15 protein-coding genes are annotated in these 21,307 nt (G+C 47.4%); 12 read left to right on the top strand and 3 right to left on the bottom strand.

Features of this window, described 5'->3' with window-relative positions:
• Positions 1-88: 88 nt before the first annotated feature.
• From ACZMB2_RS04520 to ACZMB2_RS04510, 3 genes are all read left to right on the top strand, one after another.
• Positions 89-1,516 (top strand): S1C family serine protease, encoded by a 1,428-nt coding sequence (locus ACZMB2_RS04520; RefSeq protein ID WP_487595718.1) that lies wholly within the window; start codon positions 89-91, stop codon positions 1,514-1,516.
• 202 nt (positions 1,517-1,718) lie between these two features.
• Positions 1,719-3,107, top strand: a complete 1,389-nt coding sequence (clpX, locus tag ACZMB2_RS04515; protein ID WP_487595770.1) for an ATP-dependent Clp protease ATP-binding subunit ClpX — start codon at positions 1,719-1,721, stop codon at positions 3,105-3,107.
• Positions 3,108-3,572 (top strand): signal peptidase II, encoded by a 465-nt coding sequence (locus tag ACZMB2_RS04510; protein ID WP_487595717.1) that lies wholly within the window; start codon positions 3,108-3,110, stop codon positions 3,570-3,572. It abuts the gene before it with no gap.
• 23 nt (positions 3,573-3,595) lie between these two features.
• Here ACZMB2_RS04510 and ACZMB2_RS04505 read toward each other — a convergent pair whose 3' ends face one another.
• Positions 3,596-4,030 carry a hypothetical protein gene (locus ACZMB2_RS04505; RefSeq protein WP_487595716.1) on the bottom strand — a complete coding sequence of 145 codons (435 nt, stop codon included), beginning with the start codon at positions 4,028-4,030 and terminating at the stop codon, positions 3,596-3,598.
• Between the two features lie 283 nt (positions 4,031-4,313).
• On the opposite strand from ACZMB2_RS04505, the gene ACZMB2_RS04500 reads away from it, so the two are divergent.
• From ACZMB2_RS04500 to ACZMB2_RS04475, 6 genes are all read left to right on the top strand, one after another.
• On the top strand, positions 4,314-5,399 hold the full coding sequence (locus ACZMB2_RS04500) for a PucR family transcriptional regulator (RefSeq protein WP_487595715.1): 1,086 nt from the start codon (positions 4,314-4,316) through the stop codon (positions 5,397-5,399).
• An 18-nt stretch (positions 5,400-5,417) separates the two neighbouring features.
• Positions 5,418-6,098 (top strand): cell division ATP-binding protein FtsE, encoded by a 681-nt coding sequence (gene ftsE / locus ACZMB2_RS04495; protein WP_487595714.1) that lies wholly within the window; start codon positions 5,418-5,420, stop codon positions 6,096-6,098.
• The gene (gene ftsX / locus ACZMB2_RS04490) at positions 6,095-7,003 is read left to right on the top strand and encodes a permease-like cell division protein FtsX (protein WP_487595713.1); all 909 of its coding nucleotides are present in this window, start codon (positions 6,095-6,097) and stop codon (positions 7,001-7,003) included. Before ftsE ends, ftsX begins: the two co-directional genes overlap by 4 nt.
• A 12-nt stretch (positions 7,004-7,015) precedes the next feature.
• Entirely contained in the window at positions 7,016-8,311 is a 1,296-nt protein-coding gene (locus ACZMB2_RS04485) for a murein hydrolase activator EnvC family protein (RefSeq protein ID WP_487595712.1), read from the top strand.
• A 43-nt stretch (positions 8,312-8,354) separates the two neighbouring features.
• On the top strand, positions 8,355-9,548 hold the full coding sequence (locus tag ACZMB2_RS04480; RefSeq protein WP_487595711.1) for a S41 family peptidase: 1,194 nt from the start codon (positions 8,355-8,357) through the stop codon (positions 9,546-9,548).
• Positions 9,549-9,609: 61 nt separating this feature from the next.
• Positions 9,610-12,345 (top strand): transglycosylase domain-containing protein, encoded by a 2,736-nt coding sequence (locus tag ACZMB2_RS04475; RefSeq protein WP_487595710.1) that lies wholly within the window; start codon positions 9,610-9,612, stop codon positions 12,343-12,345.
• Between the two features lie 83 nt (positions 12,346-12,428).
• Here the strand turns inward: ACZMB2_RS04475 and ACZMB2_RS04470 are convergent, their stop codons facing one another.
• Together ACZMB2_RS04470 and ACZMB2_RS04465 are read right to left on the bottom strand one after the other, a co-directional pair.
• The gene (locus ACZMB2_RS04470) at positions 12,429-14,366 is read right to left on the bottom strand and encodes a transglycosylase domain-containing protein (protein WP_487595709.1); all 1,938 of its coding nucleotides are present in this window, start codon (positions 14,364-14,366) and stop codon (positions 12,429-12,431) included.
• Positions 14,367-14,417: 51 nt separating this feature from the next.
• On the bottom strand, positions 14,418-15,332 hold the full coding sequence (locus ACZMB2_RS04465; protein ID WP_487595708.1) for an AEC family transporter: 915 nt from the start codon (positions 15,330-15,332) through the stop codon (positions 14,418-14,420).
• A gap of 167 nt (positions 15,333-15,499) precedes the next feature.
• On the opposite strand from ACZMB2_RS04465, the gene uvrB reads away from it, so the two are divergent.
• From uvrB to murB, 3 genes are all read left to right on the top strand, one after another.
• On the top strand, positions 15,500-17,485 hold the full coding sequence (uvrB, locus tag ACZMB2_RS04460; protein WP_308459368.1) for an excinuclease ABC subunit UvrB: 1,986 nt from the start codon (positions 15,500-15,502) through the stop codon (positions 17,483-17,485).
• 3 nt (positions 17,486-17,488) lie between these two features.
• Positions 17,489-20,326, top strand: a complete 2,838-nt coding sequence (gene uvrA, locus ACZMB2_RS04455; protein WP_487595707.1) for an excinuclease ABC subunit UvrA — start codon at positions 17,489-17,491, stop codon at positions 20,324-20,326.
• 79 nt (positions 20,327-20,405) lie between these two features.
• Positions 20,406-21,302 (top strand): UDP-N-acetylmuramate dehydrogenase, encoded by an 897-nt coding sequence (gene murB, locus ACZMB2_RS04450; RefSeq protein WP_487595706.1) that lies wholly within the window; start codon positions 20,406-20,408, stop codon positions 21,300-21,302.
• The last annotated feature ends 5 nt before the right edge of the window (positions 21,303-21,307 follow it).

Here is a 21,307-nt window from a genome sequence, read left to right as displayed (position 1 = left end):
ACACTTCCATCACAATTGCCTGCTATAGTATGCTCATAAAGAAAAGAGAAAACGAATCCATTGTAAGAGATGGAAAGGAGCGATAGATATGTATGATGATGAAATGAGAAACAACGATACCGCGGAAAATACCACGGAGCAGACGACTGAACAGAAGGAAGACAACTATTACGATACCGGAAGTGCTTACACCCATTATGATTCTTCTGAGGCCATGAATCAGAAAGCACCGAAGAAGAAACGGGAAAGAAAAGCAGGCGGCTTCGGAAGAACCGTTGCAAAATGCCTGGTGCTGGCACTGGTATTCGGAAGCGTTTCCAGCGCAGCTTTCATGGGTGTGAATTATGTAGGAAACAAAGCCCTTGGCGATTCTGTCAATACCAAGGTCAGCCTGAATAAAGCAAATACGACAGTTCCGGCTACGAGTACCGCTTCTGCTTCCTCTGATGTGTATGATGTGTCTTCCATCGTGGAAAACTGTATGCCGTCTGTAGTATCCATTACTAATGTGGGTACGCAGGAGTTTAGAACCATCTTTGGAAACTATGAGCAGGAGAGCCAGTCCAGTGGTTCCGGTATTATCATTGGACAGAACGATACGGAGCTTCTGATTGTGACTAACAACCATGTAGTATCCGGTGCCAAGGAGCTGAGCGTTTACTTTAACTCCGACGGACAGGATGCGGATGAAGACAATGTTATTTCTGCAAAGATCAAAGGAACTGATGCCAACAAAGATCTGGCAGTGATTGCTGTCCAGTTAAGTGATATTCCGCAAGAGACCATGAGCAGCATTAAGACTGCTACTGTTGGTGATTCTTCTGCAATGAAAGTCGGAGAGCCGGTCGTTGCCATTGGTAATGCCTATGGTTATGGCCTTTCCGTAACCTCTGGTATTGTCAGTGCCCTGAATCGTGAAGTAACCGTTCAGTCTGATGGACAGGACATTACCAACAAACTGATTCAGACGGATGCAGCCATCAATCCGGGCAACAGTGGAGGAGCTCTTCTGAACAGCAAAGGCGAACTGATTGGTATCAACTCTGTGAAATTTATTTCTGAGGATGTAGAAGGTATGGGTTACGCCATCCCGATTTCCGATGTGGAATCTATTATCGGTGATCTGATGAACAAGACGACCAGAGATAAGGTAGAAGATGGGGCGCAGGGGTATTTAGGTGTATCCAACTGCGTAGATGTAACAGATGAAGTATCCAAGAACTATAATATGCCAGTTGGTGTCTATGTAAGGAAAGTCATGGACGGACTGGGAGCTGCCAATGCAGGTATGCAGGACGGAGATATTATTACCAAAGTAGACGGAACCACCATTACCGGATATGCTCAGCTGAAAGATCTTATGAGTTATTATTCCGCAGGGGAGACCATCGAGGTAGTAGTTCAGAGAATGAGCGGTTCTGCATATACGGAGCAGACGTTGAATGTAACGCTCAGCACTGCAGATGAGGCAAATGCACAGAGTCAGAAGCAGAGTCAGGATGACAGCAGCAAATAAATAACCGTTAAAACATAAGAAATCAGGGTCTGCCGCATTGCGGCAGGCCCTTTTTGAATCCGGCAGTTTTATGAAAAGTTTACTTGCTCTTCCATGGGCAAGCCGATATAATTGAAACCATAGCAATGGATAGAGAAAGAGGATTTATATGGAGCAGGATAAAGAATTTAATAAAGATACAGAAGTAGAACAGGATCAGGTGATGGAGACCGCAAAAGAAGAGCATCAGGAAGAAGAGTATGATGATGTGTGCTTTGTCTGCCACCGGCCCTCCAGCAAGGCAGGAAAAATGATTCACCTGACACCGGAGATCCATATCTGCGCAGAATGTATGCAGCGGACGATGGATATGATGAACAATGGAAATATTGACTACAGTAAGATGGATTTTTCGCGTATGCCGAATATCAGCATGGTTAATTTGTCAGATCTGCAGAACATGATTCCGAAGCGTCAGAAAGTGAAGAAAAAAGCACCGGAGCAGAAGACAGAGGCGCAAAAAGCAATGGATATCCGTTCCATTCCGGCACCACATAAGATCAAGGCCAGCTTGGACGAGTATGTGGTAGGTCAGGAGAAGGCTAAAAAAGTAATCTCCGTGGCAGTTTATAACCATTATAAGAGAGTGGCAGCCGGCTCCGATGCAGACGGTATTGAAATTGAAAAATCCAATATGCTGATGATCGGACCAACCGGAAGCGGGAAGACTTATCTGGTCAAAACGCTGGCAAAGCTTCTGGATGTACCGCTGGCCATTGCAGATGCTACATCTCTGACAGAAGCCGGATATATCGGTGATGATATCGAGAGTGTTTTATCCAAACTGCTGGCAGCAGCGGACAATGATGTGGAGAAAGCAGAGAGAGGTATCGTTTTTATTGATGAGATCGATAAAATTGCCAAAAAGAGAAATACCAACCAGAGGGACGTGAGCGGAGAATCCGTACAGCAGGGGCTGTTGAAACTGCTGGAAGGAGCGGATGTAGAAGTGCCGGTAGGCGCTAACAGTAAGAATGCCATGGTTCCGCTGGAGACCGTTAATACGAAGAACATTCTGTTTATCTGCGGCGGTGCGTTCCCGGATCTGGAGGAAATTATTAAAGAACGTCTGAACAAACAGTCCTCCATCGGTTTCCGGGCGGATTTGAAGGATAAATATGATAATGATAAGAATCTGATCCGTAAAGTGACGGTGGAGGATCTTCGGAATTTCGGTATGATTCCGGAGTTTCTGGGAAGACTTCCGGTGATCTTTACTTTGGATGCTCTGAGCGAAAGCATGATGGTGAGAATTCTGCGGGAGCCGAAGAATGCAATCCTCAAACAGTATCAGAAGCTTCTGGCACTTGACGAGGTAAAGCTTGATTTTACGGATGATGCGCTGGCCGCCATTGCCAGAAAGGCCATGGAAAAAGATACCGGAGCCAGAGCACTGCGGGCAATCATTGAAGAATTTATGCTGGATATTATGTATGAGATTCCGAAAGATGATAATATTGGTCAGGTAACCATTACCGGAGATTATATTGAACATAAGGGAGGCCCGCTCATCACCATGCGGGGTGTCCCGTCGGTAGAAATGAGGGGATAAATGAAATTCATGAGATTTCTTTTCGTGCAGCTGGCACTGGCATTGTTTCAGATTGATCTGGCAGTAAAGCAGGAAATAGAACAGCTTCCGGAGCAGGAAGAGGAGCATCTTATTCCGGGCGGTGTTGTGGGAATCAAGCGTCTCCACAATCATGGGATGGCTGGCGGCAAGGCCGTGGGACATATGGGGTCGATCATTAAAGTCAGCGGCATCATAACTCTGGGATGTATCGGTGCGTTTGCACGGTCCCTCATAAAGCCTGCGGGAAATGTGGAGCGGACCGGGTGGGCAATCCTTACGGGGGGAGCTCTGTCAAATCTTTATGAAAGGTGCCGGAAGGGATATGTGGTGGATTATATCCGGTTTCACAGTCCCTGGAAATGGCTGAACCATCTGGTATTTAATTTGGCAGACTTCTTTATTTTTATCGGATCGGTATTGATTGTACTTGGAAAAAAAGAGTAAGAACTACTTCAAAGGCAGAGAGCTTAGTTCTCTGCCTTTGTTAATGCAGTCCGGATGGCACTCATCAGCATGAGCGAGGTATACTGACTATCTTCCGAATAGGAGAGCTGATCCAGTGACTGCTTTTCGCAGATCTGTGCAGAAAGAGATTCCAGTGCCGGCTCCATCAGCGGATACATGGCAGAAACGGCTTCGTCCAGCTGGCGGAAACGGATAGAGGAGATGTAATCTTCGTCGACTGTGACGGCAATTTCCACCGGATTGCCTTCCAGAGTCATGGAAGCGGTATAGATGCCGGCTGTGTACTGATGAGAGTCCGCTTCCGCAAGGGGTGTCTCCCCACTGGGCATGAACATGAAAATGAACAGCAGTAAAAAGAGAACACCAAGGACAATGAAGACTGCCGTGTAGATAAGCTCCTTCATATGAAAGACCCAGATTCTGGTTCGAGTGCTCATGCAGGCCTCCTGTGTCAACAATTCTTGTTATACTTTATGAGGAAAAGGGCATCTTTATGCATGGCCTGCTTTTGTGAACAATGTCTAATATCCGAAAATGGAAAAAAAGGAGAAAAAGAGGACGCTATGCATAAAAAAAAACAAATTCCCTCTTCCTTTTTACGTCATTTTGCATTAGTATATATCGTAGGTATTTAGTATCTGCAAAATAAGTTGGGAATTTTGCCGGTACTTTTTTATGGGAGTTTGCACAAATGTATTTTTGTAAAGGAGAGAGAGTATTATGATTTCAAACCAGATTCTTCAAAATACGATTGACGGACTAAAGGGGATTACTAGGGTAGATCTTTGCGTAATGGACATGGAAGGACAGGTTCTGGCATCCACGGAAAAACAGCCGGAAGGCCTGGGAGCAGAAGTGACGGCATTTATCACTTCACCGGCGGACAGCCAGGTAGTGCATGGTTATCAGTTTTTTAAGGTATTTGACGACAATCAGTTGGAGTATATTCTGCTGGCAAAGGGATCCAACGATGACGTTTATATGGTAGGAAAGCTGGCTGCTTTCCAGTTGGGAAGTCTGCTGACTGCTTATAAAGAGCGGTTTGACAAGGATAATTTCATCAAGAACCTTCTGCTGGACAACCTGCTTCTGGTAGATATTTACAACCGTGCCAAGAAGCTCCATATTGCAACAGAAGTGCGCCGCGTGGTATTTATTATTGAGAGCAGCCGGGAACGCGTGAACACAGCCCTGGATAATGTACGGAATCAGTGCGGCTCCAAGTCCAAGGACTTTATTACCGCAGTAGATGAGAAAAACGTCATCGTGGTCAAGGAACTATCCCCTGGTGAAGGCTATGACGAGATGTACACGGCGGCAAAGATCATGAAGGAAGCAGCCTGCGTGGACGGAGAAGAGGTGCATGTGGCACTTGGTACCATTGTTGGTGAGATCAAGGAAGTGTCCCGTTCCTACAAAGAGGCGAGAATGGCATTGGATGTGGGGAAGATCTTCTTCGATGACCGGGATGTGATTGCCTATAGTTCCCTTGGAATCGGTCGTCTGATTTATCAGCTTCCCATTCCCCTTTGTAAGATGTTTATCCGGGAGATTTTTGATGGACGGTCACCGGATGATTTTGATGAGGAAACTCTGACCACCATTAATAAATTTTTCGAGAACAGCCTGAATGTATCTGAGACTTCCAGACAGCTGTATATCCACAGGAATACGCTGGTATACCGTCTGGACAAGCTGCAGAAATCCACAGGCCTTGATATCCGTGTCTTCGAAGACGCCATTACCTTCAAGATTGCACTGATGGTAGTGAAGTATATGAAATATATGGAGACTCTGGATTACTAGAATGTTAGGAGATTTTCAATGATTACACTGGAAAATGTTGTAAAGTCTTATCCCAATGGAGTAGGCGCTATCAACGGGATCAGTCTGCATATTGAGAGAGGCGAGTTTGTATTTGTGGTAGGAGACAGCGGCTCCGGTAAATCCACGCTGATTAAACTGCTTTTAAAGGAACTGGAGCCGACGGAAGGAACCATTCGGGTAAACGGTGTTCTTCTGAACCGTATGAAAAAACGGAACATCCCCAAATACCGCAGAAAAATCGGATGTGTTTTCCAGGATTTCCGCCTGCTGAAAGACCGGAATGTTTATGAAAATGTGGCATTCGCCCAGAGGGTGATTGTAACCCCTACCAAAGAGATTAAAAAAAATGTACCGGCCATGCTGTCCCTGGTAGGCCTGGCAGAAAAGTATAAATCATTTCCGAGACAGCTTTCCGGTGGAGAGCAGCAGCGAGTGGCGCTGGCAAGGGCGCTGGTTAACAGTCCGGATATTCTGCTGGCAGACGAGCCGACCGGTAATCTGGATCCGAAGACTTCCATGGAGATTATGAAACTTCTGGAAGAGATCAATGCCCGTGGAACAACCGTGCTGGTAGTTACTCATGATCAGGATATCGTAAATACCATGAAGAAACGTGTTATCCGTATGCAGAAAGGTATTATTACAGGAGACGAGAAAGAAAGCGGGTATATCGGATGAGATTCAGTACAATAGGATATTGCATAAAACAGGGTTTTAAAAATATATGGAGAAATAAGCTCTTCTCCCTTGCGTCCATGGCTACCATGTCCGCATGTATTTTTATGTTTGGTATTTTCTTCTGCATTGTGCAGAATTTTCAGTATTTTGTAAAGTCGGCAGAGGAAGGTGTAGCAATTACGGTTCTTTTTGATGAGGGCACCACGGAAGACCAGATTATGGAGATCGGAAAAGACCTGACGAAAAGGGAAGGGGTTTCCGAAGTGGTTTATGTGTCGGCAGATGAGGCATGGAAGAGCTATCAGAAAACCTATTTCCAGGGAGATGAATCCATGGCTGATGCCTTTGTCAATGACAATCCTCTGGCTAACAGCGCCAATCTGGAGATTTATATGAAGGATATTTCTCTTCAGGATAGTCTGGTAACATACATAGAGTCCATTGATGGTGTGCGGAAGGTGAATCGCTCTGATCAGGTGGCCGACATGCTTTCCGGTTTTAACCGTCTGGTCAGCTATGTATCCATTGCAGTGATTGGTCTTTTGCTGGCGGTATCTGTTTTCCTGATCAGTAATACGGTTGCAACCGGTATTGCCGTCCGGAAAGAGGAGATTGCAATCATGCGTCTGATTGGCGCAAAGAATATCTTTATCGAAGCGCCGTTCCTGATTGAAGGTGTGATCATCGGTCTGGTGGGGGCAGCGCTTCCGCTGGTGGTTTTGTATTACCTGTATCATAAAGTGATATTGTATGTTGCTGGAGAATTTAATATGTTGACCAGTGTCATGAAGTTTCTTCCGGTCAATGAGCTGTTTAGTACACTGCTCCCGGTAGGTATGCTTCTTGGAGTGGGAATTGGATTCTTCGGAAGTATTGTAACCAGTCGTCGTCATCTTCGGGTATAGAGGAGAGAAAAAATGAAGCAGCGCCTGGTAAAGGGATTTCTGGTGCTTGCTCTGTTGTGTTTTCTGCCGGGAATGATGTTCTGTAAAGGACAGCCCGTTCAGGCGAATCCGGGTGATTCCGAGGAGGAACAGGAAGAGGAGAAGTCGGAGGATACGGATACAGGGGAGCTGGAGCAGAAGCGTCAGAATGCCCTGGATCAGATTAAATCCATTAAGTCGGATATCAGTACCGTGGAAGACCAGATTAAGGATCTGAAGAACAGTAAAAGTGATCTTCAGACCTATATCAATAAACTGGATCAGGAAGTAAACACCCTGTCGGCAAAGATCAGGACGCTTCAGGAGCAGGTCAGTACCCAGGAAGCGAAAATAGGCGATAAAAAAGAAGAAATTGAACAAAAAAAGGAAGAACTGGCAGCTGCGGAAAGCGATATGGAGGAGCAGTATGATCTGATGAAAAAGAGGATTCAGTACATGTATGAGAATGCCAATCAGTCATGGCTGGAGATTCTGCTGGAATCAGAGAGTTTTTCCGATATGGTGAACCGGGCAGAATATGCAACAGAGATGTTTCGGTATGACCGGGACATGATGCAGGAGTTAAAAGAAGCCCGCGATGCGGTGGAACAGCAGAAAAAAGACCTGGAAGAAGAAAAAGTGAATCTGGAGACGGCCAGACAGGAGCTGAAGAATATGCTGTCTCAGGTGGAGGAACAGAAAAAAGCAGTAAATACGGCTATGGCGGCCAAAACCAGAGAAATTGCAGATTATCAGAGCCAGATTGCTTCTGCTTCCGGAAAGCAGGATGAATATGAAAAACAGCTGGATGAACAGGAAAAATTGCTGGCGCAGGTAGAAAATCAGATTGCGGCAGCAGCTGCGGCCAAAGCAGCGAAGGATGATGGGGATGGAGGAAGTTCTGGATTCCGTTGGCCCTGTCCTGCCAGCCACCGGATCACCAGTGGATTTGGAAGCCGCTCTGCCCCGGTTCCTGGTGCATCGACCTATCATAAGGGAATTGATATCGGTGCAGCCAGCGGTTCGGCTATTGTGGCAGCGGCATCAGGACGTGTGACCACGGCAGCCTACAGCAGTTCAGCAGGAAACTATGTGGTTATTTCCCATGGTAACGGAGTATCAACCGTATATATGCATGCGTCTGCATTGTATGTAGCGGAAGGTGCAGCTGTTTCTGCGGGAGATACCATTGCGGCGGTGGGATCTACCGGATTTTCCACTGGTCCTCATCTTCACTTTGGAGTAATTGTAAATGGAAGTTATGTGAACCCCTCTGGTTATGTGAACTAGAGGGGCTTCATAGAATAGAAGGAAGAAAAAAGGAGAGACGCGCATGGAAGAGAAACAGAAGAATCATTCCTTCAGAAAAGGCCTGGTATGCGGAATTCTGGTATGCGTGCTGGGAATCACAGTTTGTGGCTGTGGAGCGGCCTGGATGCTGGGAAGACTTGGTCTGGCCGGCTTAAACGGACTGGCATCGGGATCCGACCAGTCAGAAGTCAGCAGTAAAATGCAGGAACTTCAGAGCTATATAGACCGTTATTTCCTGTTTGACTATGCGAAGGAAGACGAGGAGAGCGGAATTTATAAAGGAATGATGGCTGGTCTGGGAGACGTATATACGACCTATTACACGCCGGATGAATACGCAAGCTTTATGGAAAGCTCCAATGGAAGCTACAGCGGAATCGGTGCCATGTTAAGCCAGGATTATAATACGGGAATCATTACCGTTGTAAAAGTATTTGATGGTTCTCCGGCAGCAGAAGCAGGTATTCAGCCAGATGATATTCTCTATAAGGTAAAAGGTGAAGAGGTAACTGGACAGGACTTAAGCTTGGTAGTAACGGATCTGAAAGGTGAAGAAGGGACGGATGTAGAGATCAGCATGATGCGGGATACGGAAGTGCTGGACTTTACCCTGACCCGCAGGAGTATTGAAGTCCCCACCGTAGAATATAAGATGTTGGATGAAAATATCGGGTATATCGCCATTAGCGAATTCGATGATGTAACCGATGAACAGTTTATTGCAGCACTGGACGACCTGAAAACCCAGGGCATGAAAAATCTGACCATTGATCTGAGAAATAACGGAGGCGGACTGGTGGATGTGACCTGTAATATTCTGGATCAGCTGCTTCCGGAAGGCCTGATTGTCTATACGGAAGATAAAAACGGTGAACGTCAGGAAGAATATTCCGATGCAGAACATTATTTTGATGGAAAGATGGCAGTCCTGGTCAATGGAAACAGTGCCAGTGCGTCAGAGATTTTTGCAGGTGCCATCAAAGATTATGGTGTAGGAACCTTGATTGGAACCCAGACCTTTGGAAAAGGAATTGTACAGAGTTTGTTCCCGTTAAGTGATGGTTCTGCGATTAAGATTACCGTGTCCAGATATTACACTCCGGCTGGAAATAATATCCATGGGGTAGGCATTACACCAAACATTATTCTGGAGAGGGATACGGAAAGCGAAGAGGATAATCAGCTTCAGAAAGCCATGGAAGTATTAAGCGAATAAGATTCCCCTTTATTTGAACGGTCAACTTTGCTATAATAGACAGAATAAAGGAGGATGACCAATGAATTACAGTAAAAAAAGCACCTCCAGAAAGCAGAAAGCGCTCAAGTCCAAGAAGCGTAAGATGGGCAAAAAGCTGAGCGTTGTCTTTCTGAAGACGCTGTTAGTGCTGTGTATAGCATTAGGAGTTGCCGGCGTGTGCGGCGGAATTGGAATTGTCAAGGGAGTCATTGAAAATGCTCCGGACATTACCAGTGCCAGTGTATTGCCGAGAGGATATAAATCTACGGTATATGATGCGGATGGCAACAAGACGGCGGAGTTGGTTGCGGAAGGAACCAACCGTACTTATGTGAAACTGGAAAATATCCCGAAACAGGTGCAGGAGGCGTTTATTGCCATTGAGGATGAACGTTTCTATGAGCACAACGGCATTGACCTGCAGGGAATTGTCCGTGCAGGGGTCAAATTTGTCACCAGCGGGTTTAAGAAAACCCAGGGTGCCAGTACCATTACCCAGCAGCTGCTGAAAAATAACGTGTTCGACTTTATGTCAGAGGATACCATGCTGGATAAGATCGAACGAAAGCTGCAGGAACAGTATCTGGCCGTCAAGCTGGAAGACATCATGAGTAAGGATGAGATTCTGGAGAGTTATCTGAATACCATTAATCTGGGACAGAATACCCTGGGTGTTCAGGCAGCAGCAAACCGGTATTTTGGAAAGAGTGTCAGTGAACTGGATATCTCTGAGGCGGCGGTTCTGGCAGCCATTACCAAGAGTCCGACAGAATACAATCCTATCAAACATCCGGATAAGAACAAGGAACGCCGTGCTTTGGTGCTTCAAAATATGCTGGATCAGGGATGTATTAGTCAGAGTCAGTATGAGAGTGCTCTTGCAGATGATGTGTATGCAAGAATCAGCGAACACAATGAAGAGTCGCAGTCTGCTAATTCTGTATATTCCTATTTTGTAGATGCAGCCATCAATCAGGTGCAGAAGGATCTGGTGGAGAAGGCAGGATATTCCGAGACTCAGGCCTTTAACGCACTGTACAGCAGTGGTCTGAAGATTTACACGACCCAGAATCCGGACATACAGACAGCTTTGGATGAAGAATTTTCCAATGCGGAAAATTTCCCGGCAAATTCTAAAGTGGCCATCGAATGGGCTATGAGTGTGGTAACCCCAGATGGAGAGACCACCAACTACAGCCAGGAAATGATGTTCAAGTATTATAAAGAACAGACTTCCTCATATGAACCACTGTATAATTCTGAAGAAGAGGCCCAGGCAGCCATTGACGGTTATGTGGCAACGCTGAATATTTCCGATGATGATACTGTATATGAGAAAACCTCCATGATTATCCAGCCCCAGGCTTCCATGGTGATTATGGATCAGTCCACGGGAGACGTGGTGGCAATGATCGGCGGCCGCGGAGAGAAAACAGCGAACAAGACTCTGAATCGTGTAACAGATGCTCTGCGAAATCCAGGTTCCACATTTAAGATCGTAGCAGCTTATGCACCGGCCTTTGAGGAACTAGGATATGGTCCGGGAACCGTTCAGTATGATGGTCCCTTTGCTTATACAGAAGGAGGGAAAGTCGGCAGACTGGTAAATAACTGGGATAAGAAAAACCAGTACCGTGGATGGACCACATTAAGAGAAGCAATTGCCCGTTCCATGAACATTGTGGCAGTCAAGACGATCACGGATGTAACTCCGACCGTTGCCATTGATTATCTTCTGCGGTTTGGGTTTACCAGCCTGCAGCTGGAAGGTGCCAACTCCGACTATGGTCAGGCACTGGCACTGGGCGGATTGACGAATGGTGTTTCCAATCTGGAATTGACGGCAGCTTATGCGGGAATTGCCAACGGCGGAGCTTATAATAGTCCGAAGATGTACAGTAAAGTTGTAGATAATGATGGAAATGTAATTCTGGATAATACCGTATCAGAACCGACCCAGGTTATTTCCGAACAGAATGCATGGCTTCTTATTGATTGTATGAAAGATGTAGTCACCGGTGCAGGCGGAACGTCCAGTGCGGCGAAGATCAGCAACATGACCACTGCCGGTAAATCCGGTACCACTTCCGAGAACCGTGACGTATGGTTTGTCGGCATGTCTCCGTATTATACGGCAGGTATCTGGGTAGGATATGATAACAACGGATACAAGCATGAGCTGAGCAGTAAGGCCGGTGAGACAAGCTTTCATAAAAAGCTCTGGTCCAAGGTTATGAGCCGGGTTCATCAGGGACTGGAGAATAAAGATTTTACAAAACCTTCCGGTATTGTGCAAGCAACCATCTGTACAAAATCCGGTAAGCTGGCAATTCCGGGTGTCTGCGACAGTGACGGTCGTTCCGGTATTGTAGTGAATGAATATTTTGCAGAGGGTACACAGCCTACAGAGACCTGTGATAAACATGTACTGGTTAACATCTGTGCAGATACAGGACTTTTAGCAACCAGCATGTGCCCGAACCAGATTGTACAGTCCAAGGTATTGCTCCCGGCGATGCAGGATGGTGTGTCGGAGGCGGTGACACTGGATACTGCCTATGGAATCAGTGCAAACCTGCAGGCAGCGACCTGCACGGTTCATTCAGGAGGCGTCTATGTGCCGAGCCTTTATGAGCAGGCGGGGGCAGCGGCAGGTGCAGTAACGCCGACTGATCCCAATGCAGTGACGGATCCGGCAGCAGACCCGAATGCAGCGGCTGCAGCGGACCCGGCAGCTGGTGACGGAACAGCAGGTTCCGCAGGCGCAGGAGAATAAAAGGATATAAAAAGATCCCCGGTATGGGAAGCTGAATATTGGATCAGCCCTATGCCGGGGATTTTTGTATGTTTGGAATCCGCTTAATCATTCAGGGCTTTGGAGGTCAGTCCCTGATGAAGTTCGGTCATATAAGTGTTCCAGATCGCCAGCGGATAGGAAGCTCCGGAAAGAGCCTTGGCGCTTCTGGGAGAGTCAAATCCGACCCAGACACCGGTGGTATAATATCCAGTATAACCGACAAACCATCCGTCCAGATTATCGTTGGTGGTGCCGGTCTTTCCTGCACAGGGCATGCCGGGAATGGCATTTCCGTGGGCGGTACCGCGTGTCAGAACCCCTTCCAGAATATTGGTCATCTCATGAGCTGCGGATGACTGATAGATCTGTTTTTCTTCCTGTTCCGGCATAACGACGATATTGCCGTCCATGTCGGTGATCATGGTGATGCAGGTGGGCTGCCGGTAGACACCTTCATTTTCCAGAGTGGCATAGGCTGCGGTCATTTCCAGGGAGCTGGCTCCGGTAGTCAGTCCACCCAGGGCAGCAGCCGGTGTATAATCCGTATCTTTAATGGAAGAGAAATTCATATCCAGCAGATAGGAAAGCCCGACTTCCGGAGTGAGCTCTTTGAACAGCTTGTAAGCAACTGTGTTCTTGGACTGCTCCACAGCCGTGCGCAGAGAGATGGCACCGGCATACCGGTTGCCCGAGTTGGACGGTCCGTCCACCTCTTTGGAATCGATAACCGTACTGGAAGCAGAATAGCCGCGTTCCAGGGCGGGAGTATAGACAATCAGTGGCTTGATGGAACTTCCGGGCTGCCGGAAACTTAGATAGGCCCGGTTGTAATCCTGGGAAATATCATCCTGGGACCGCCCGCCTACGATGGCAGTAACCAGTCCGGTTTCATTGTCAATCGTTACAGCGGATGCCTGCAGGGCGTAGGTCCCGTTACTGTTCATGGTATTGTAGGCTTCCAGCTCCGTGTCTATCGTGCTCTGCAGCAGTTTCTGTGCATTCATGTCAATAGAGGTATAGACCCGGTAACCGCCGGTATAGAGCTTTTCGTGGCAGGTGTCATAATCTTCTCCAGTGGCCTGCATCAGCGCTCTGGTGGCGCATTCATAGATGTAGGTGTGAGCCCAGGTACGGGTAAACTGGGGAGAAGAATTATCCAGAGTGATCTCTTCACTGACAGCCTGGGTATAGTCATTGTCAGAGATGATGCCGTCCTTTAACATATTTTCCAGAATCAGGTCCCGCCGTTTTATCGTGTTTTCCTTGTGAGTCAGCGGGTCATAGAGGCTTGGACTGTTGGGAATGGCACAGAGAAATGCAGCCTGTGACAGGCTTAAGTCCGAAGCATCTTTGTTAAAATATCCCTGGCTTGCCGCTTGAATCCCATAATAGCCGTTGGAAAAATAAATATTGTTGATGTAGAATTCCAACAATTCCTCTTTAGAATATTTTTTTTCCAGCGCCATGGCGATGAAGATCTCTTCCACTTTACGTTCCCAGCGGACCGTATGGGTCAGGTAAATATTCCGGGCCAGCTGCTGGGTGATGGTACTTCCGCCCTGGGTAATGCTCTCGTTGGAGATGATGGATTTCGCCGCGCGGATGATTGCCAGCGGATCGAATCCATGGTGCTTGTAGAACCGTTTGTCCTCAATACTGACAAATGCCTCTTTTACCGTGTCCGGAATTTCATCTGAAGTAAGATAAATCAGGTTGCGGTCATTTTTCAGAAGGGCAATGAGGGTGCCGTCCTTATCATAGACTTCTCCCTGTTGGTCGGTCTGAAAATCGGCGGCCGTGGAGGTCTTCATAATCTGTTGGGCTTCCTGATGAAGCTGAAAGATCTTCTGAATATATCCGGTTTGGAAAATCACAAAACAGACACCGATGAAGATGCAGAGCATAGTCAGTTGGGTCAGGTTGAAGAAAAAGCTTCCCATGTCTTTTTTGCGTTTTTTCTTTCTGCGCTTTTTCTTTTTTACAGGTTCTTCTTTTTCCATATCATGAAACTCCTTTTGCATTTTTATAGATCACATGAGCTTTCCGGCTATTTATCCAAGAAACAGGCACCAGAGAGGAACGGTGATCATGGACAACAATGTAGAAAATACTACGCATTTGGTTGCAAATATTTCATCTGTCTGGTATTTGGCGGCCATGACGGCAGCGGTGCTGGCAGCCGGCATTCCGGAAAGTACGACACAGACACCAGTCACCAGAGACTCTGCATGACCGATCCGGCATCCAATGAGGACCAGAAGAGGAATGACAAAGAGCCGGATCAGGGAATAATAACAGGTATCTTTGGAAACCAGATCTTTTAACCGTACATCAGCCAGAATCGTTCCGACCAGAATCATCGCCAAAAAAGTGTTGGAATTGCCGATAGTCCGGATGGTGGAATTCAGAGGTTCTGGCGGCGTGATCTGAAAAATCATCAGGAATAGTCCGATAACCACAGCCAGAATACAGGGGTGTGTAGTAATCTTTTTCAACAGCGTCTTTTTGTCAGGTGCTTCCGTAAAATAGGTAAGGCCGACCGTCCACATGAAAATTCGCTGAGGAATGCAGTAGATGGCAGCATAGAGAAGTCCAAGGCTGCCAAATATGCCTTCTGCAATAGGGTTTCCAAGAATTCCTGCATTGGAACAGATGGTACAGTATTTTAACACCTTTTTGCGATTGCCCTGAAATCCAGGATACAGGAAGGAACTCAAAGCTGCCGTGCCTGCCTGAATCAGAAAAGCGGCAATACAGATGGCCATGCAGCTGATCAGAATTTCTTTATTAAATTCAATTTCAAAGGATTTGATGATGCTGGCGGGCAGTGTCACATCGATGACCAGGTTGCTTAACATGGTTTTGCCGCCGTCATTGATGATTCTTTTCTTTCGGAGGAACATGCCCAGCAGCATGATCAGAAATAACGTACCCTGCATTTCAAACAGGCCTGAAAAATCCATCATCAGGATGTCTCCTTTTTGAGTGATTTACAATATCTCTATTATACAGGCATTGCAGAAAGGGGACAAGCACAGAACAGACATTCGATTTTACTGTACTTTTTGAGACGAGAATGATATACTGATTTGGTAACATACTAAGAACGAAGTGATAACAATCAGGAGAAATCATGGATCATTTTAAGTTAGTATCTGAATATCAACCAACCGGAGACCAGCCCCAGGCAATCAAAGAGCTGGTGGAAGGTTTTAAAGAAGGCAACCAGTTCGAGACACTTCTTGGTGTTACCGGATCCGGCAAGACCTTTACCATGGCCAATGTGATTCAGCAGCTTAATAAGCCGACGCTGATCATTGCCCATAATAAAACGCTGGCCGCACAGCTTTACGGGGAGATGAAGGAATTCTTTCCGGAGAATGCAGTGGAATATTTTGTTTCCTATTATGACTATTACCAGCCAGAGGCTTATGTGCCCTCCAGTGATACTTATATTGCCAAAGATTCTGCGGTCAATGACGAGATTGATAAGCTGCGCCTGTCGGCAACGGCGGCCCTCATTGAGCGGCGGGACGTGATTATCGTCTCCAGTGTGTCCTGTATCTATGGTCTGGGTGAGCCGGAGAATTTTGAGAAAATGATGGTCTCTCTGCGTCCGGGTATGGAGAAGGACCGGGACGAGGTCATCCGGCAGCTCATCGACATCCAGTATGACCGGAACGAGATGGATTTTAAACGAGGTACCTTCCGGGTGCGCGGAGATGTGGTGGAGATTATTCCGGCCAATGAATCCGATACCGCTGTGCGGGTGGAATTTTTCGGAGATGAGATCGACCGGATTACCCAGATCGACGTGCTCACAGGAGAGATCAAGGGAGAGCTGGAGCATGTGGCTATTTTCCCGGCTTCTCACTATGTAGTACCTGCTGAGCAGATTAAGAAGGCAACAGCGGCGATTGAGCAGGAACTGGAAGAGCGGGTGCGCTATTTTAAAGGAGAAGACAAGCTTCTGGAAGCCCAGCGCATTGAGGAACGGACGAATTTTGATATCGAGATGCTCAAAGAAACGGGATTTTGCTCAGGAATCGAAAACTATTCGAGACATCTGGCAGGATTAAAGCCGGGGCAGCCTCCCCATACGCTGATGGATTATTTCCCGGATGATTCCCTGATTATTATCGATGAGTCCCATAAGACCGTACCCCAGATCCGGGGCATGTTCTTCGGCGATCAGAGCAGAAAAACCACGTTGGTGGATTATGGGTTCCGTCTTCCATCGGCAAAGGATAACCGGCCATTAAACTTTGAGGAGTTTGAAAGCAAGATCAATCAGCTGTTGTTTGTATCGGCGACACCGGGGGACTATGAAGCAGAACACGAGCTTCTAAGAGCGGAGCAGATTATCCGTCCTACCGGACTTTTGGATCCTGAGGTAGTGGTGCGTCCGGTGGAAGGGCAGATCGATGACCTGATCGGTGAGATTAATAAAGAAGTGGCAGCCCACCATAAGGTACTGATCACCACCCTGACCAAGCGTATGGCGGAAGATCTGACCAACTATATGAAGGAACTGGGTATCCGGGTCCGTTACCTGCATTCCGATGTGGATACGCTGGAGCGGACAGAGATTATCCGGGATATGCGTCTGGATGTATTCGACGTACTGGTGGGTATCAACCTGCTGCGAGAGGGACTGGATATTCCGGAGATTACGCTGGTGGCAATTCTGGATGCGGATAAGGAAGGATTCCTGAGATCCGAGACATCCCTCATTCAGACCATTGGCCGTGCTGCGCGAAACAGCGAAGGCCATGTCATCATGTATGCGGACAATATGACGGATTCCATGCGTCTGGCCATTGAAGAGACAGAGCGAAGACGTGAGATCCAGAAAGCATACAATGAGGAGCATGGAATCACCCCGCAGACCATCAAAAAGGCTGTGAGGGATTTGATCAGTATTTCCAAAGAAGTGGCTCAGAAAGATCTGCAGTTTGAGAAAGATCCGGAGTCTATGAGCGCAAAAGAACTGGAAAAGCTCATTGGAGAAGTACAGAAGAAAATGAAGAAGGCGGCAGCGGAGCTGGATTTCGAGACGGCGGCAATGCTGCGTGATCAGATGATCGGACTGAAGAAGCAGTTACAGGAGATTTCATAGAAGATGGCAGAAGAAAGAAGAAAATTTATTAAGATCAGAGGTGCCAATGAGCACAATCTGAAAAATATCAGTCTGGAGATTCCGAGAAATGAGCTGGTAGTGCTCACCGGACTTTCCGGATCAGGAAAAAGTTCCCTGGCATTTGATACAATCTATGCAGAGGGACAGAGACGCTATATGGAGTCCTTATCTTCCTATGCAAGACAGTTTTTGGGCCAGATGGAAAAGCCTGATGTGGAGAGCATAGAAGGCCTGTCCCCGGCTATTTCCATCGATCAGAAATCCACCAACCGGAATCCCAGATCCACTGTGGGTACGGTAACAGAGATTTATGACTATTTCCGCTTGCTCTATGCGAGAATCGGGATTCCCCACTGTCCCAAATGCGGCAGGGAAATTAAAAAGCAGAGCGTAGACCAGATGGTGGATCAGATTATGACATTGCCGGAGCGGACGAAGATTCAGCTGCTGGCACCGGTGGTAAAGGGACGGAAGGGCGAACATGTAAAGGTACTGGAGAAAGCCAGAAAGAGCGGTTTTGTCCGGGTGAAGATCGACGGCCATCTCTATGATCTGTCCGAGGAGATTAAGCTGGAGAAGAATAATAAGCATCTGATCGAGATTGTGGTAGACCGTCTGGTGGTGAAGCCGGGTATCGAGAAGCGTCTGACAGACTCGATTGAAACGGTCCTTGGATTATCCGACGGACTTCTGGTGGTGGAAGTGATTGATGGTGAGATCATGACCTTCAGCTCCAGTTATGCCTGCCCGGACTGCGGCATCAGCATCGAGGAAGTGGAACCGAGAAGCTTTTCCTTTAATAATCCCTTCGGTGCCTGCCCGGAGTGTTCCGGACTTGGCTATAAGATGGAGTTTGACGAGGATCTGATGATTCCAGACAAATCTCTGTCCATCGCAGAGGGTGCGATTCAGGTGATGGGATGGCAGTCCTGTACGGATCCGTCCAGCTTCACCTATGCGATCTTAAGAGCACTTTCTGAAGCTTATAGCTTTGATCTGAATACACCGTATCAGGATTTACCGGAAAATGTTCGCCATATGCTGATCCATGGCACCGATGGCATGGAAGTGATGGTGCATTACAAAGGACAGCGTGGGGAAGGTATCTATCCGGTAGCCTTTGAAGGCCTTATTAAGAACAGTGAGCGCCGTTACCGGGAGACTGGTTCCGATACGATGAAACAGGAATACGAATCTTTCATGCGGATTACCCCGTGCCGTGCCTGCCATGGACAGCGACTGAAAGCTACTTCTCTGGCAGTGACCATTTGCGATAAGAATATATATGATATGACAAATCAGTCCGTTCGTGATCTTCACTCATTCCTGGGGCAGATGACGCTGACAAAGCAGCAGCTTCTGATTGGCGATCAGATTTTAAAAGAGATTAAAGCGAGAATCCGTTTCCTGATGGATGTGGGACTCGACTATCTGTCCCTGACCCGTGCAACGGGAACCCTGTCCGGCGGCGAGGCACAGCGTATCCGTCTGGCAACCCAGATCGGTTCCGGACTGGTAGGTGTGGCCTATATTCTGGATGAACCAAGTATCGGACTTCATCAGAGGGACAACGATAAATTGCTGGCAACCTTATGTAAACTGCGTGATCTGGGCAATTCTGTGATCGTGGTGGAACATGATGAGGATACCATGCTGGCGGCGGATTATATTGTGGATATCGGTCCGGGAGCCGGAGAGCACGGTGGACAGGTGGTGGCCACCGGTACGGCAAAGGAACTGATGGAGAATCCTAATTCCATTACGGGAGCCTACTTAAGCGGCCGCATGAAGATTCCGGTACCGGAGACAAGACGGACACCCACCGGCTGGATGACGGTGAAAGGTGCCCAGGAAAATAACCTGAAAAATATCGATGTGAAATTTCCACTGGGAGTGCTTACCTGTGTGACAGGGGTATCGGGATCAGGAAAGAGTTCTTTGGTCAATGAGATTCTGTATAAAAGCCTGGCAAAGCAGCTGAACAGGGCAAGAACCATTCCGGGCAAACATAAATGCATCGAAGGAATGGAGCAGCTGGATAAGGTGATCTGCATCGACCAGTCTCCGATTGGAAGAACCCCCCGTTCCAATCCGGCTACCTACACAGGCGTGTTCGATATGATCCGTGATCTGTTTGCGGCAACCTCCGACGCCAAAGCAAAAGGTTATAAAAAAGGACGCTTCAGCTTTAACGTCAAAGGCGGACGCTGTGAGGCCTGCTCCGGTGACGGTATCTTGAAGATCGAGATGCATTTCCTGCCGGATGTGTATGTTCCCTGTGAGGTTTGTCAGGGAAAACGGTATAATCGGGAGACACTGGAAGTAAAATATAAAGGAAAGAGCATCTATGACGTGCTGGAAATGACGGTGGAGGAGGCACTGACATTTTTTGAAAATGTGCCCTTTGTACGCAGAAAGATTCAGGCCCTCTATGATGTAGGACTTTCCTATATCAAGCTGGGACAGCCATCTACGACCCTGTCTGGCGGCGAGGCACAGCGTATCAAGCTGGCAACGGAGCTGTCTCGCAGAAGTACGGGAAGGACTGTCTATATCCTGGATGAGCCAACTACCGGACTTCATTTTGCAGATGTGCATAAGCTGACAGAGATTCTTCAGCGCCTGGCAGAGGGCGGCAATACGGTCATCGTCATTGAACATAATCTGGATGTGATTAAGACCGCTGACTATATCATTGATATGGGACCGGAAGGCGGAGATGGCGGCGGAACCATGGTTGCCTGCGGTACCCCGGAGGAAATCGCGGAAGTACCGGAATCTTACACCGGATATTATGTGAAAAAGTATTTGAAGAAATAGGAAGATGACTTTTCAAAAACAGGAAAGTGTTGTATGATAAATATTTAGAGTTATGAGTAATCAGAGCAGGAGAAAAAAGATGCTGGAACAATTGCGAAAGCTGGTGGGCGAAGATCACGTATGGATCAATGAACCCATGAAAAATCATACGACATTCCGGACAGGAGGCTGTGCTGACTATCTGGTTGAGCCGGAGTCTGTGGATGCAGTCCGGGAAATTGTCCGTCTGTGCTGCCAGGAGAATATGCCCTATTATGTAGTTGGGAACGGAAGCAACCTTCTGGTCAGTGATAAAGGTTATCACGGAGTCATTCTCCATTTATATAAAAATATGTCTGATTTTGAGATCAGTGGAAATCACCTGAAAGCCAAGGCAGGAGCGCTGCTGGTTCGTGTGGCGAAGATGGCTGCAAAGGAAGGACTTTCCGGTCTGGAATTTGCATCGGGGATTCCGGGAACCATCGGAGGCGCCATGGTTATGAATGCAGGTGCCTACGGTGGAGAGATAAAGGATGTAGTCACAAAAGTCCGTGTACTTTTGCCGGATGGGACCATCCGGGATTATACGGGAGAAGAGATGGCATTTGGCTATCGGAGAAGCCGTGTGATCGAAGAACAGGGAATTGTTCTGGAAGCAGAGCTAGAGCTGAAGGCAGATGATCCGGAAACAATTGCTGCCAGAATGGAAGCATTAAGAGAAAAACGAGTGGCGAAACAGCCGCTGGAGTATGCCAGTGCGGGGAGCACTTTCAAACGTCCGGAAGGTTATTTCGCGGGAAAACTCATAGAGGATGCAGGATTGCGGGGATTTTCGGTGGGGGATGCACAGGTGTCAGAAAAGCACTGTGGTTTTGTGATCAACCGTGGAAATGCCACGGCATCCGAGATTATGGAATTGATACAGGAAGTACAGAAGCGGGTGTACGAACAGTCCGGTGTCCGTCTGGAACCGGAGGTAAAGCTTCTGGGTTTTTAAGGTAG

The organism is Hominiventricola sp. (assembly GCF_057604405.1).
This window is presented reverse-complemented; position numbering and strand designations above follow the sequence as displayed.